Annotated in this window: 15 protein-coding genes; 11 read left to right on the plus strand and 4 right to left on the minus strand. The window is 69.7% G+C overall.

The genetic code is table 11. The features are described 5' to 3' along the window. The first annotated feature begins 123 nt into the window (after positions 1-123). From CPZ00_RS10660 to CPZ00_RS10710, 10 genes are all read left to right on the plus strand, one after another. On the plus strand, positions 124-1689 hold the full coding sequence (locus CPZ00_RS10660; RefSeq protein ID WP_096390858.1) for a D-aminoacyl-tRNA deacylase: 1566 nt from the start codon (positions 124-126) through the stop codon (positions 1687-1689). Between the two features lie 140 nt (positions 1690-1829). Continuing rightward, positions 1830-3044 (plus strand): cell division protein FtsZ, encoded by a 1215-nt coding sequence (gene ftsZ / locus CPZ00_RS10665; RefSeq protein ID WP_096390859.1) that lies wholly within the window; start codon positions 1830-1832, stop codon positions 3042-3044. Between the two features lie 302 nt (positions 3045-3346). After that, positions 3347-3523, plus strand: a complete 177-nt coding sequence (locus CPZ00_RS10675) for a protein translocase SEC61 complex subunit gamma (protein ID WP_021075181.1) — start codon at positions 3347-3349, stop codon at positions 3521-3523. Beyond that, on the plus strand, positions 3523-3978 hold the full coding sequence (locus CPZ00_RS10680) for a transcription elongation factor Spt5 (RefSeq protein WP_021075180.1): 456 nt from the start codon (positions 3523-3525) through the stop codon (positions 3976-3978). The genes CPZ00_RS10675 and CPZ00_RS10680 overlap by 1 nt, the downstream gene beginning before the upstream one ends. A 102-nt stretch (positions 3979-4080) precedes the next feature. Beyond that, positions 4081-4662, plus strand: coding sequence for a helix-hairpin-helix domain-containing protein (locus CPZ00_RS10685; protein ID WP_096390861.1), 582 nt, complete (start codon positions 4081-4083; stop codon positions 4660-4662). 91 nt (positions 4663-4753) lie between these two features. After that, positions 4754-5209 carry a Rieske (2Fe-2S) protein gene (locus CPZ00_RS10690; protein ID WP_096390862.1) on the plus strand — a complete coding sequence of 152 codons (456 nt, stop codon included), beginning with the start codon at positions 4754-4756 and terminating at the stop codon, positions 5207-5209. Between the two features lie 96 nt (positions 5210-5305). Then, the gene (locus tag CPZ00_RS10695; RefSeq protein ID WP_096390863.1) at positions 5306-5602 is read left to right on the plus strand and encodes a DUF7385 family protein; all 297 of its coding nucleotides are present in this window, start codon (positions 5306-5308) and stop codon (positions 5600-5602) included. A 107-nt stretch (positions 5603-5709) separates the two neighbouring features. Next, positions 5710-6402, plus strand: coding sequence for a cob(I)yrinic acid a,c-diamide adenosyltransferase (locus tag CPZ00_RS10700; protein ID WP_233255177.1), 693 nt, complete (start codon positions 5710-5712; stop codon positions 6400-6402). A 25-nt stretch (positions 6403-6427) separates the two neighbouring features. After that, a complete protein-coding gene (locus CPZ00_RS10705; RefSeq protein WP_096390865.1) occupies positions 6428-8122 on the plus strand; it encodes a cobyric acid synthase in 1695 nt (564 codons plus the stop codon). 105 nt (positions 8123-8227) lie between these two features. Then, on the plus strand, positions 8228-9286 hold the full coding sequence (locus tag CPZ00_RS10710) for a glycosyltransferase (RefSeq protein WP_096390866.1): 1059 nt from the start codon (positions 8228-8230) through the stop codon (positions 9284-9286). Between the two features lie 38 nt (positions 9287-9324). On the opposite strand, the gene CPZ00_RS10715 is transcribed toward CPZ00_RS10710, so the two are convergent. Further along, positions 9325-9942: a halocyanin domain-containing protein gene (locus CPZ00_RS10715; RefSeq protein WP_096390867.1), complete on the minus strand. Its 618-nt coding sequence runs from the start codon at positions 9940-9942 to the stop codon at positions 9325-9327. Positions 9943-10311: 369 nt separating this feature from the next. On the opposite strand from CPZ00_RS10715, the gene CPZ00_RS10720 reads away from it, so the two are divergent. Continuing rightward, positions 10312-11373, plus strand: a complete 1062-nt coding sequence (locus CPZ00_RS10720) for a DUF5305 domain-containing protein (RefSeq protein WP_157744227.1) — start codon at positions 10312-10314, stop codon at positions 11371-11373. A 122-nt stretch (positions 11374-11495) separates the two neighbouring features. Here the strand turns inward: CPZ00_RS10720 and CPZ00_RS10725 are convergent, their stop codons facing one another. The 3 genes from CPZ00_RS10725 to srp19 are packed head-to-tail and all read right to left on the minus strand — an operon-like array spanning position 11496 to position 13083. Next, entirely contained in the window at positions 11496-12575 is a 1080-nt protein-coding gene (locus CPZ00_RS10725; protein WP_096390869.1) for a presenilin family intramembrane aspartyl protease PSH, read from the minus strand. Then, entirely contained in the window at positions 12572-12802 is a 231-nt protein-coding gene (locus tag CPZ00_RS10730; protein WP_096390870.1) for an H/ACA ribonucleoprotein complex subunit GAR1, read from the minus strand. Before CPZ00_RS10730 ends, CPZ00_RS10725 begins: the two co-directional genes overlap by 4 nt. Further along, positions 12799-13083: a signal recognition particle subunit SRP19 gene (gene srp19, locus CPZ00_RS10735; protein ID WP_096390871.1), complete on the minus strand. Its 285-nt coding sequence runs from the start codon at positions 13081-13083 to the stop codon at positions 12799-12801. The genes CPZ00_RS10730 and srp19 overlap by 4 nt, the downstream gene beginning before the upstream one ends. Positions 13084-13100: the final 17 nt, after the last annotated feature.

A 13100-nucleotide genomic window follows, 5' to 3' on the forward strand; every position in this document is an offset into this window, starting at 1 on the left:
CCGTTTCGGCCGGCTCCGGCGTCCGGTATCGTCCGGCTCCGGCGTCCGGTATCGTCCGGTTCCGGCGTCCGGTATCGTCCCGGATCGACGCCTATTCAGTCACGACCGCCTGATCGTCCGTTAGTGATCGCGATCGTCGTCAGCCGTGCGGACCGCGCTTCCGAACACATCGGCACCCAGCTCCTGGAGATCGACGAGTGGGACGCGTTCGTCGACGAGACTCGCTCCGACGCCGAGGGGGGCGGAACCGTCCACCGCCGTCCGGGTGCGGAGCTGCGAACGTTCGAGGACCTCCACATTTACCTCGACGATCCGACGCCGGCGTTCGGGACCGTCACGTCGCCAGTCGATGACGTCGAAGCGCCGGACGCCCATCGACTTTCGGACCGCGCGCCCGACCTCCTCGTCTTCGTGTCCCGGCACGCCGGCGAGACGGGACCGCTGTTGACGGCCCACTTCACCGGGAACTTCGGGCCCGCCGAGTACGGCGGCGAGGACGGCGCGTTCGCCCGCGCCGCGCCGGCCGCCCAGAAGCGGCTGGTCGCCGGGTTCGACGCGTACGCTCCGGCCGAGTACGACGTGGGGATCGAGTGCACCCACCACGGCCCAAGCGGGACCGCCGTTCCCTCGCTGTTCGCGGAGCTGGGATCCGGCGACGAGCAGTGGGACGACCCGGAGGGTGCCCGCGCCGTCGCGCGCGCCGTTTCGGATCTGATCGATGACCACCTCGACGTGAGCGATGACACCGTCGCTGCCACCTCGACCGAGTCGACCGAACCCACCGAGTCGACCGAACCCACCGAGTTGACCGAGCCCACCGAGTTGACCGAACCCACCGAGCCGGTAGATTCCGCCACCCCGGCTGATATCGTCGGGGAAGACGGAAACACCCGTCACGTGGTCGGATTCGGCGGGGGTCACTACGCGCCGCGGTTCACCCGCATCGTCGAGGAGACGGCGTGGGGCGTCGGTCACATCGGTTCCGACTGGCAGCTCGCGGAGCTGGGATCGCCCACCGAGAACGTCGACGTCATCGACCGCGCCTTCGCGGCCAGCGCCGCCGAGTACGCCGTCATCGAGGGCGATCGGCCGGCTCTCCGGGAGACGATCGACGAGCTTGGCTACCGCGTGGTCGGCGAGACGTGGGTTCGGGAGGTCGGTGACCGGCCGCTGGCGCTCGTCGAACGCCTCGAGGCGGACGTCGCGACCGTCGAGGACGGACTGCGGTTCGGCGACGTCGTTCCGGCGTCACCGGCGGCGGTCACGGTCAGGGAGCTCCCCCCGGACCTGCTCTCGCGAGCACAGGGAATCGACCACGAGGCGACTCGGGAGGTCGTCGAGCGACACACGGTCGCCTTCGAGACCGAGGAGTCGGGGACGCGAGCCGTCGGTCGGGCGGCGTTTGCGCCCGACGCCGTCGACGCCGGCACCGACGCTGCCGATGGATACGACGCCCTCGTCCGAGCGCTCGCGAACGTCCTCCGCGAACGATTCGGCGACGTGACCGTCACCGCGGACGCGGTCATCGCGAGCGAGCGGGCGTTCGATCCGGACCTGGCGGCCGAACACGGCGTCCCCGAGGGGCCGAAATTCGGGCGTCTCACCGCAGGAGACGCCGTCGAGGTCGGTGATCGGACCGTCACGCCCGAGGACGTCACGCGTGACCGGGACGTCCGGTTCCCACGGTGACGGATCGCGCACGTTCCGGCAGCCACCCACCTCGAAACCGTTCGGGCCCGTCGAACGCCGAGAACACCCGTCTCGGCGTCTGACGGGAGTCTGACGAATGGGGAAAGGTAATTAACCTCGCTGTATAACCCTTCGCCAAGATGGACTCTATCGTTGAGGACGCGATCGACGAGGCCGAGGAGTCCGGATCCGCGGGGTCCGGCGAGATCGGCGAAGCCGACGCGAGCGGGGGACCGAACGCCGGCGGCGGATCGAACGCCGGCGGAGCGCCACAGACCGGAATGATGACCGACGACGAGCTGCAGGACGTCCTCCAGGACCTGCAGACGAACATCACCGTGGTCGGCTGCGGCGGCGCGGGCGGCAACACCGTCAACCGGATGACCGAGGAGGGGATCCACGGCGCGAAGCTCGTCGCGGCCAACACCGACGTCCAGCACCTCGTGAACATCGAGGCGGACACGAAGATCCTGATGGGCCAACAGAAGACCCAGGGTCGCGGCGCCGGGTCGCTCCCGCAGGTCGGCGAGGAGGCCGCCATCGAGTCCCAGGAGGAGATCTACGACGCGATCGAGGGCTCGGACATGGTCTTTGTCACCGCCGGCCTCGGCGGCGGAACCGGAACCGGATCCGCCCCGGTGGTCGCGAAGGCCGCCCGCGAGTCGGGCGCGCTCACGATCGCGATCGTGACGACGCCCTTTACCGCCGAGGGCGAGGTCCGCCGAACCAACGCCGAGGCCGGACTCGAGCGCCTCCGGGACGTCGCCGACACCGTCATCGTCGTCCCCAACGACCGGCTGCTCGACGCCGTCGGGAAGCTCCCCGTCCGCCAGGCGTTCAAGGTCTCCGACGAGGTCCTGATGCGCTCCGTGAAGGGGATCACGGAGCTCATCACCAAGCCCGGGCTCGTCAACCTCGACTTCGCCGACGTTCGCACCGTGATGGAGAAGGGCGGGGTCGCGATGATCGGCCTGGGCGAGTCCGACTCCGATTCGAAGGCACAGGACTCGGTGAAGTCCGCCCTGCGGTCGCCGCTGCTCGACGTCGACATCTCGGGCGCCAACTCCGCGCTCGTGAACGTCACCGGCGGCTCGGACATGAGCATCGAGGAGGCGGAGGGCGTCGTCGAGGAGATATACGACCGGATCGATCCCGATGCACGGATCATCTGGGGGACCTCGGTCGACGAGGAGATCGACGGCCAGATGCGGACGATGATCGTCGTTACCGGCGTCGACTCGCCCCAGATCTACGGCCGGAACGGCGAGGAAGCACCCCAGCCGCAGGGTGTCGACCAGCCGGCGGAGGGCGCCCCGGTCGAGGACCCGACCGACGACATCGACTACGTCGAGTAACGCCGCTCCCCGGCCGCTCCCGATACGGGGCTGGGACCATCTTCCCCTCTTCTCCATCACCTTCCCCTCTTCTCCATCACCTTCCCCTCTTCTCCATCACCTTCCGCAGCTTGCCCGTCTCCACATCCTTCCGCAGCTTGCCCGTCTCCACATCCTTCCGCAGCTCGTCCTCCGTCAGACCATCCGGTTCGAACTCGGCCGGGTTCGCCCGATATCGCCCGACACCACGGGGCTGTCGTACGTCTCCCGCCGGGGGACACATCACAAGGTAAAAAACGCCCCGTCGTGTACGCTCTCCCAATATGGACGTTCCCTACGACCTCAACAGCTACATTCGGGTGCTGAAGCTGGCGAGTACCCCCTCCACCGAGGAGTTCCTGCAGGTGTCGAAGATCGCCGGCGCCGGCATTCTCCTCATCGGGTTCCTCGGCTTCCTGATCTACATGATCATGAGCCTGCTGCCGGGGGTCGGCGTCTGATGTCGTCGATCTTCGCGGTCAAGACGACCGCGAGCCAGGAGCGGACGGTCGCGGACATGCTCGCGGAAAAGGAGATGCCGGAGATCCACGCCGTTCTCGCGCCCGACCAGCTCACCAGCTACGTGATGGTCGAGGCCGACGACGGCAGCGTCTTCGCCCGCGTCCTCGACGAGATCCCCCACGCCCGCGGCGTCATTTCCGGATCCGACGGCCCGGCCGAGAGCGGCTTCTCGGAGGTCGAACACTTCCTCTCGCCGACCCCCGACGTGGAGGGGATCGCCGAGGGCGACATCGTCGAGCTCATCGCCGGCCCGTTCAAGGGCGAGAAGGCCCGCGTCCAGCGGATCGACGAGGGGAAGGACCAGGTGACCGTCGAGCTCTACGAGGCGACCGTCCCCATCCCGGTGACGGTCCGGGGCGACCAGATCCGCGTGCTCGACAGCGACGAGCGATAGCGGCCGCCCGCCGCTTGCCGACGGTCGGTTGCCGCCCGCCGGGCCGTTCGAGCGACGATCCGTCGGTGCCTTTTAACTGTTCACCGTGCATATCGAGCCACAATGGCACTCCTACAGAAACTCAAAGAGAAGCTCGGGATCGGCACCGGGTCGAGCTCGGAGCGAACCGACACCGAAGTGACGGTCGAGCACGACCCCGACGGCACTGCGACGGACGCCGACCAGGGTGCCGCGACCGAAACGGACGCGGCCGCCTCGACGGAGACGCTCGTCGACGAGGACGCCGCCACGGACCCCGAGGAGGCGGCCGAGCCGGCCGAGGCCGCCGGCCCGGACGCGCAGGATCGCGAGCCGGAGGACGAGGACGCCCCGGACGAGGGCGAGGCTGTTGACGAGGATGCCCCGGACGAGGGCGAGGCTGTTGACGAGGACGCCCCGGACGTGGACGCCCCGGACGAGAGTATGGCGGACGAGCGCACACCGACCGAGGACGCCGAAGGCACCTCCGGAACGCCGGTGGAGACCATCAAGGGCATCGGACCCGCCTACGCCGAGCGGCTCGCCGATATCGGGATCCATTCCGTCGCGGATCTCGCCGCCGCCGACGCCGCGGAGGTCGGCGAGAAGGCCAACGTCGGGGAGTCCCGAGCGGCGACCTGGATCGAGCGCGCGAACGACGCCTGATACCCGGACCCGTGGCCTCGATCGGCCACGGATATGACGCCACGCGTGCGCGTCTCGCAACGTTCAAACCGCCCGCCTAACACCGGATCGTATGGACGAGGATCGCCGGATGCTCCCCGCCACGGACGTGCCCACGGACGGGACGGTGCTGGTGACGCTGCGGCCGGTCGGCGACGTGACCGTCGAGACCGGCGACCGCGGCGCCGACGGCGACGAACTGGAGGCGATGCTCATCACGCTGGCGGACGAGGTCGCCTGCTACCGCAACTACTGTCAACACTGGACCGACGTCCGGATCGACTCCGGCGACGGCGCCGCCGTTCGCAACGGGGAGATCCTGTGTGAGAAACACGGCGCCTACTTCGAGTCCGGGACCGGCGTCTGTACCTTCGGCCCGTGTGAGGGCGCGGTCCTGGATGCGGTCGAGGTGGCGGTCCGGGAGGGCGACGTCGTGTTGACCGACCCCGACTACGCCTTCGTTCGTCTCGGCCCCGCCGAGCGGCCGGACGTCGAGGGCGGCTCCCGGATCGACTTCACCGGTTCGTAGCTTGGTTCCTCCCGACGCGTCCGTGCCGGCGGCGTTCTCGTCCCTCCCTCGTCGCCCGGAGTAACATTCAGGTGCCGGTGTCGAGAACGTAGGGGTATGTCATCCGAGACCGGCGACGAGGACCGTGCCGATGGGACGGACGGCGGACTGACCGAGGACGAACTCCGGGAGCTCACCGACGGGCTGGTGAAGCACTCCTCCGGCGGCGGCACGACGGTGTACAAGAACGCGGCCGGCGTCGGCTGCCCGAACCCGAACTGCGACCGCGGGATCTTCCGGACGCTGTTCGTCAGCGACACCGGATGGCAGGAGCTCGGCGCGACCCGGGAGGGCGTGCACCTCTGTTTAACCGCGACCGACGAGAAGCGTCTCGTCTTCATCCACGAGGAGTGATCCCGGTGGACGGCACGCCCGATCACGACGCGGATGCCGCCGATCGCGACGCCGACGCCCCCGACCGCGACGCCGAGGGTGCCGGCCGCGATGGCACCGACCGCGATGTGGATTCCCCTGACAACGACGCTGACACCACCGATCGCGACACGCCCGGCGCCGGCGTCACGCCCGCGGCCCGGGAGATCACGCCGGCCGCACCCGAGGAGTTCGGCCTCGTCCAGGTCTGGTGGGGCGACGGCAAGGGCAAGACCACCGCCGCGCTCGGGATGGGGATCAGGGCGGCCGGCCACGGCTACCGGGTCCACCTCCTGCAGTTTATGAAGGGCGGGGCCGACTCCGTCGAACCGGACCGCGGCGAGTACAACGCGATCGCCGCGCTGCCCGGCCTGTCCTACGAGAACACGGGCCATTACGGCTGGCACGGGTTCCGCGACGGCTCGGCCGACGACGACCACGCCGCGAAGGCGGCCGGCGGGCTCGATCGGGCACGGGAGCTGATCGACGCGGCGGGCGACGCCGACCTGACCGAGCCGCTCCCCCTATCGGGCGACCCTGAAGCGGGGGTTCACCTGCTGATCCTCGACGAGGTGCTGTACGCCGCCGACAGGGGACTCATCGATCCCGACGACGTCCGCGGGCTGATCGAGGCGAAGCCGGACGCCCTCGAGCTCGTGTTGACCGGGAGCCATACGCACCCCGACTACCTCGCGGACGACGCCGACCTGATCACCCGCGTCGCGAAGGAGAAACACCCGATCGACGCCGGCCAGCGGGCGCGCAAGGGAACCGAGTTCTGACCTCGATGACGCGAGTTCCGATCCGATGACGGGGGATCCCCGCGACGCGCGCACGCTGCTGGTCGCCGGCACCGCGAGCCACGTCGGCAAGAGCACGGTCGCCGCCGGGCTGTGCCGGTTGCTCGCCGATCGGGGCGTCGCGGTCGCGCCGTTCAAGGCGCAGAACATGTCGAACAACGCCCGTGCGGTTCCGCGCGCGCCCGGATCCGGATTCGGCGAGATCGGCGTCTCACAGTACACACAGGCGCGCGCAGCCCGCATCCGGCCGACGACGGACCACAACCCCGTGTTGCTCAAGCCCCGCGGCGACGGCGAGTCGCAGGTCGTCGTGAACGGGACCGCGGTCGCCGACGCACCACCCCGTGAGTACTACGCGGACCACTGGGACGACGCCCGAGCGGCGGTCGCGGAGGCCCACGCGCGTCTCGCGGCCGATTCGGACGTGATCGTCGCCGAGGGAGCGGGCTCGATCGCGGAGATCAACCTCCACGATCGCGACCTGGCGAACGTCGAGACGGCCCGTCTCGCCGACGCGGACGTCCTCCTCGTGGCCGACATCGAACGCGGCGGCGTCTTCGCCTCGCTCGTGGGAACCCTCGAACTGCTGCCGGCGGACCTCCGCGACCGGGTCGTCGGCGCCGTGATAACCAAGTTCCGCGGGGATCGCTCCCTGCTCGATCCCGGAATCGAGGCGTTCGAGGACCGGACGGGCGTCCCGGTCCGCGGCGTCATCCCCTTCGACGATCCGGGGCTGCCGGCGGAGGACAGCGTCGACCTCCCGGCCCCGGACGCCCGGCAGCCGACGGTCCGCGGGGCCGACGACGGCGTTTCCTCGGCCGACGCCGTCACGATCGCCGTCCCGCGGCTACCGCGGATCTCCAATTTCACCGATCTGGAACCGCTCGCAGCCGAACCGGGCGTTCGCGTCCGGTATCTCCCGGTCGCGGACCGACGGGATGACGCCCGCGAAGCGGCCACGCCGCTCGCGGATGCCGATGCGGTCGTGCTTCCGGGGACGAAGAACACCGTCGACGACCTGATCGCCCTCCGGGAGTCCGGACTCGCCGCCGCGATCCGCGAGTTCGAGGGGCCGATCGTCGGCCTCTGTGGCGGGTACCAGCTGCTCGGCGAGCGGATCCTGAACGCCGGGATCGAGGGGACCGACGCCGAATCGACCCTCGAGGGACTCAGCCTGTTACCGGTCGAGACGGTCTTCTCCCGCGAGAAGCGCGTCGTCGAGACGGAACTCCGGATCGATGGCGTCGGGCCGCTTACGGGCGTGAGCGGGACGGTCGGCGGGTACGAGATCCATATGGGTGAGACGCGCCCTGCGTCACGTGCCGCGACAGTGACGGCTAACTCCATCGCGACCGACCGGCAGACGACGGCCGATCCCGACTCGACTCCCGACGGTGATCCGCGGCTTCGAACGCCGTTCTCCCCGTCCGACGAGGGGGCGGCTGAACCCGGCGACGGCCGCTCGGGCGTCGAGCTCGGCGCCGCGTTCGGCGGGCGGTCGGGCGTCGTCGGAACCTATCTCCACGGGATCTTCGAGGATCCCGGCGTACGGCGGGCGTTCCTCCGCAACGTCGCGGCGTACGCGAACGTTCCAACCGATCGATTCGACCGGGACCCCGCCGGGGAATCGTCGCCGTACGATGCCGCCGCGGACCTCCTTCGCGAGCACGTCTCCGTCGACGGGCTGGTCACGGATCGGTGACGACCGTCCGGCTATCGGACCGAGCCACGCCGGACCGGCGTGGCTCGGTCCGCCGGCGGGTCGGATGACGTGGGTTTTTACCGTCCCGCGACGACGCGTCCACGTATGCGCGTCGCGTTCGTCTCGCTTTTCACCCCCCACCACGGCGACACGTCGCCGCGGCGCCGAACGCGACGGATCGCCCGTCAGCTCGCCGACCGCGGCCACGACGTCACGTGGCTCTGTGCCCAGTGGTGGGGCGGCGACCACGGGACGTTCACCGAGGATGGGATCGACTATCGGCGGGTCGTCGCCGACCCCGACCCGGCCGGATTCGCGGCGCGGCTTCCGGCGGCGCTTCGGCGGGGTGATCCCGACGTCGTCCACGCCGTCAACAGCCCGCCCGGCGGCGCGCTCGCGGCCGCCACGAGCCGCCCGATCCACCGGGCGCCGGTGGTCGTCGACTGGTGGCGCGACCGCTCCGAGGACGGACCGATCGCGTACCGGCTGCTCGCCCGACGCGCCGACGCGCTCGTGGCGCCGGCACGGACGGTGGCGACGCGGGTCCGCGAACACGGTGCACCCGACGATGCCGTCGAGACGATCCCGGAGAGCGTCGACCTCGATCTCGTCGAGTCCGCGCCCGTCGACGACCGCTTCGACGTCGTCTACTCGCGGCGGCTCGACCGGCACGCCAACGTCGAGTCGTTCCTGCTCGGGCTCGCCGAACTGCGCGAAGCCGACTGGAGCGCGGCGGTCATCGGCGACGGCCCCGAGCGGTCGGCGGCCGAGGCGACTGCGGCTGAGCTCCGGATCGCCGACCGCGTTCGGTTCCTCGGCGACCTGCCGGTGGCGGAGCGCGTCGAGGTCTTCAAGGGCGCCCACGTGTTCGCTCAGACCGCCTTGCAGGAGGCCTTCGCGTCCGATCTCCTCTGGGCGCTGGCGTGTGGCTGCGTCGGCCTCGTCGAGTATCAGGCCGGATCGAGTGCCCACGAGCTCGTGGAGGGCGACGACCGTGCGACCCTCGTGACGAGTCCACAGGAGCTCGCCACGGCGTTTCGGGACGCCGCGGCCCGCCCGCGCCGGACGGTGGGCGAGGGGTTCGAGACGTATGGCCGCCGTCCGATCCTCGAGCGGTATCTCGAGCGGTATCGATCGCTGCTCGCGGAGCGCGGGCGACTGTAACTCGCCTTCGGAACGCGGCGGAACGGGTCGATCGAGGGTTACTCGTCGCCGCCCTCGCCGCCGTACCGGAGGAAGAAGAACGCCATTCCGAGCGTCGCGACCATCGCGATGAACGTGGCGACGCTGAGCGCCTTCGCGCCCTCGGGGACGAAGACGACGCCGGACCCGCCGCCGCCGCCCGTCGATTCGGTTTCGATGTCCTCGCCGACGGCGATGCCGCCGTGCATGCCGACCTGTGCGTGGGGGTCACACTGGTAGTGGGTGATGCCGGCGTCCTCCTCGGAGGTCTCGTACTCGAAGGTGAAGCCCTCTTCGCCGGTGATCTGGCTCTCGAAGGAGGCGGGGCCCTCGACCGCGTGGACGTTGTGGTCGCCCCCGTTGCCCGTCCACTCCCAGACGATCGTCGTGCCGGGGTCGACCCACACTTTCGTCGGGTCGAACGCGAGGCCGTCACCCGCGCCGACCGAGATCGTCACCTCGTCCTGTCCGCGGGCGTCCGTGTAGCTGTTCACGTTTCCCTCGACCGCCGACGGCCACACCGGAACTTCCTCCTGTGCCGACGCGGATCCGGCGGCGCCGGCGGCGACCCCAGCCGCGGCGGCGGTGCCGCCGGCCGTGCGAAGCAGCGCCCGTCGCGAGACGTCCTCCGTGCTCATGTCCCTGGCTTGGAGACCCCCTGTAGTGAATACTTTGGTTCGCGGCCCGCCTATCGTGGTGACGAATACCACGGATACGCGCCGGAGCGATGCACGTTTGCCCGGACGATGCGTCGCACACCACAAACTGTTAAGAGACTCGCGGGTCACCCCCTGAACAGTGATCCGGATGGGTGGCCGTGGTCCGGTCGGAATCGCCGATCGAAGCGCAACCGACTCGGACGGACCGATCGGTCGGACTCGATCGCTCGACAGGACTGTCCGCAGGATTCGACCGATCGGCCGGACTGTTCGCAGGATTCGACCGATCGGCTCCATCGAGGTGTGGGACGTGACGAGTCGGGTTCCCGGATACGGTGGTCGCTGACGATGTCCACGAGCGCCCGGGTCAAACGTGAGCTCGCGGTCTACGGCGGGATTCTCGGTGCTGCCCTCGTTCTCGCCGGGCTGCTCGCCATCGGCGGCGCGGGGTACGTGTATACCAACCCGCCCGTGGAGGATCTCCCGCCGGAGGAGTACGACGTTCAGGAGTTCGGCGTGACGGTCTCCCACAGCGCGACGGTCACCGGGGAGACGCCGCTGTACGCCGAGGGGCAGACGGTCGAGAACAAACCGGTGTACTTCACCAACTCGACGCCGGAGCTCGATCTCACGGTCGAGACGAGCGTGCCGGAGGGACGCGACGTCGAGATCACTCATCGGCTCGTGGTCTACCACCAGGGGACGTTCAACGACGCCCAGGTGTGGGAACGGCAACGAACGCTGATCGCCGAGGAGACGGTCGTCTCGGACGGCACTCACGAGTCGACGGCCTCGGTCGACGTCCCCGATCTGGTCGAGGAAGTGAACGGCTACGAGAGCGCGATGGCCGGGGTCGGCAGCGTCTCGACCCAGCTCCGGCTCGAGACGACCTACGTCTCCGACGCCGAGGGCGGCGGCACCTACGAGGGGACGCTTTCCGGAACGGTCCCGTTCGAGCTGGGCAACGACGCCTACTGGCTCGATGGCGACCTCTCGGCGAGCACGACGGAGAGCCAGACGCGACGGCGGGGCACGCGCCAGCTCCCGCCGGACATGACGACGGTCTACGGCGGCCTCGGGACCGGGATCGTCCTGATCCTGCTCGGCACCGGGCTGATCGCCTGGAACGTCCGTGGCCAGGACGTCCACGAACTGGAGATGGAGGTCATCCGATCGAAGTACGACGAGTGGATCTCGACCGGGGAGTTCCCGGCGGACTCGGACAAGCAGTACATCTACATCACGACCCTCGAGGACCTCGTCGACGTCGCCATCGACACGAACAAGCGCGTCATCTACGATCCCGATCTGGAGACGTACAGCGTCGTCGACGACGACCTGATCTACTATCACGCCGCTGACCCCACCCAGATCGACTCGTGGGTCGGGCTCTCGGGCGGACAGGGGTGACGCCCCCCGCGACCCGAGCCGATCGCACTTTGTGGACGGATGGAGACGCGACTCGCCACGCTCGACTCGTCCGCGGAAACCGGGCCCCGTCGGCAGCGACCGCGAGCGGCCAGCACCGACTGCTAGAGGAATCCAGCGATCCCGAGCGCCTCGAGGAGCGGGATGCCTGCGGCGAGCGATCCGAGGACGTACCCCCCGATCGCGCCGCCGTTCAGCAGCGGGAGCCCGGCGTGGGCCCGCCCGCGGAGCACCCATCGAAGCAACACGAGCAGGCCGACGAAGATCCCGCCCATTGCGGCCAGCGCGGGGAGGTTGAGGCCGAGGATCGGCACTCCGAGGTCGGGCGCCGACGAGAAGGTGGCCGCGCTCGCGACCAACACGGCAGGGATGACGGCGTCGCCCAGCCCGATGAAGAACGCGTCGCGGTCGCCGTCAGTCGCCTCACGGTCGTCGTCAGTCGCCTCACGGTCGTCGTCAGTTTCGTCCGCAGCCTCGCCGTCAGTTTCGTCCGCAGCCTCGCCGTCAGTTTCGTCCGCAGCCTCGCCAGCCGCTGCGTCCTCGTGTCCGTCCATCGCGGCATCCTCCGTTTCGTCGTCCTCGTGGACGCCCGCGGCCCCGGCGAAGTCGTCGGCCAGCAGCGAGTAGGAGACCGACAGCGGGATGACGAGCACCACGGGGATCCGCAGGTCCATCACGCCCTCGGCCAGCGAGAGCATATGCTCGGTCCCGTAGACCGATATCGCGTCGTAGACCGCCAGCGCACTCAGCAGCAGCAGGGCGGGGAGGATCCCGAAGGAGATGCCGAACAGCCCCGCCGCGCCGGCGCCCATCAGCACGCCGGCGGCGTCGATCACGTACCACTCGGGGTGGACGAGCAGCGCGATCGACACCGCCGCCGAGGGAAGGATCGCGAGCGTCGGGTCCAGCAGGGCGGCGAAGACGTACCAGGACAGGAGCCCGGCGGTCCCGACGATCACGTACCGGACCAGCTGGTCGAGCTCGAAGCGGAACGCGGCCAGCATCAGCCCGGTCGCGACCAGGATCGCGGCCATATACGCGAGGCTGTTCGTCGGATCCTGGGGGTCTTCGACCGGCTGATACCCCTGTTCGACGAACTCGGGCACGAGCGCGAGCGCCCCGAGCTGCACGAGCAGGAACAGGACGACCGCGACCGCCATCCCGCGATGCTCACGGGCGATCATCGGGTATACAGCGTCCCCCCGACGAGCCCGGCCAGCGTGATCCCGTCGTTCGGCGTCACCGCCACGTAGGGCCGATCGACCGGCCCGAAGACGTCCACGACGCGCCCGACCGTCGACAGCGAGTCGTCGACCACGACCGCGCCGATCGACGGCGGATCCTCGCCATCACCGCCGCGGGCGATCGCCAGTCCCTGCGCCGTTCGCACGACGCCGCCGACGCGTTTCACGAGTCGTCCCGGAGGAGGCCGACGTAGGCGGCGACGGCCTGCACGAGGTCGTTCTTCGTCGTGTCCTCCGTGCCCTGCGCGAGGACCCGCCCGCGCGGTTCGTACTCGCGGGCGTAGGTGACGTCGCGTTCGATCACCGCGTCGTAGCCGATCTGCTGGACCGCCTGGGCGATCTCGTCGACGGTCGGGTCCGACAGCGCCTCCTCGATGGCGACGCGGCGGCCCTCCGACCGGGACAGCTCCGCGTCGAGATAGGCGGGATAGATGACGTTCTCGACCATATCGATCCGCCGGGCCC

The organism is Halopenitus persicus (genome assembly GCF_002355635.1).
Taxonomy (GTDB): domain Archaea; phylum Halobacteriota; class Halobacteria; order Halobacteriales; family Haloferacaceae; genus Halopenitus; species Halopenitus persicus_A.

Bases quoted from the DNA above. Each gene is read 5' to 3' on its own strand.
- CPZ00_RS10705 (WP_096390865.1), top strand. From the start codon at position 6,428: ATGACGGGGGATCCCCGCGACGCGCGCACGCTGCTGGTCGCCGGCACC.
- CPZ00_RS10680 (WP_021075180.1), top strand. From the start codon at position 3,523: ATGTCGTCGATCTTCGCGGTCAAGACGACCGCGAGCCAGGAGCGGACG.
- ftsZ (WP_096390859.1), top strand. From the start codon at position 1,830: ATGGACTCTATCGTTGAGGACGCGATCGACGAGGCCGAGGAGTCCGGA.
- CPZ00_RS10695 (WP_096390863.1), top strand. From the start codon at position 5,306: ATGTCATCCGAGACCGGCGACGAGGACCGTGCCGATGGGACGGACGGC.
- CPZ00_RS10710 (WP_096390866.1), top strand. From the start codon at position 8,228: ATGCGCGTCGCGTTCGTCTCGCTTTTCACCCCCCACCACGGCGACACG.
- CPZ00_RS10675 (WP_021075181.1), top strand. From the start codon at position 3,347: ATGGACGTTCCCTACGACCTCAACAGCTACATTCGGGTGCTGAAGCTG.
- CPZ00_RS10690 (WP_096390862.1), top strand. From the start codon at position 4,754: ATGGACGAGGATCGCCGGATGCTCCCCGCCACGGACGTGCCCACGGAC.
- CPZ00_RS10685 (WP_096390861.1), top strand. From the start codon at position 4,081: ATGGCACTCCTACAGAAACTCAAAGAGAAGCTCGGGATCGGCACCGGG.
- CPZ00_RS10725 (WP_096390869.1), bottom strand. From the start codon at position 12,575: ATGATCGCCCGTGAGCATCGCGGGATGGCGGTCGCGGTCGTCCTGTTC.
- CPZ00_RS10720 (WP_157744227.1), top strand. From the start codon at position 10,312: ATGTCCACGAGCGCCCGGGTCAAACGTGAGCTCGCGGTCTACGGCGGG.
- srp19 (WP_096390871.1), bottom strand. From the start codon at position 13,083: ATGGTCGAGAACGTCATCTATCCCGCCTATCTCGACGCGGAGCTGTCC.
- CPZ00_RS10715 (WP_096390867.1), bottom strand. From the start codon at position 9,942: ATGAGCACGGAGGACGTCTCGCGACGGGCGCTGCTTCGCACGGCCGGC.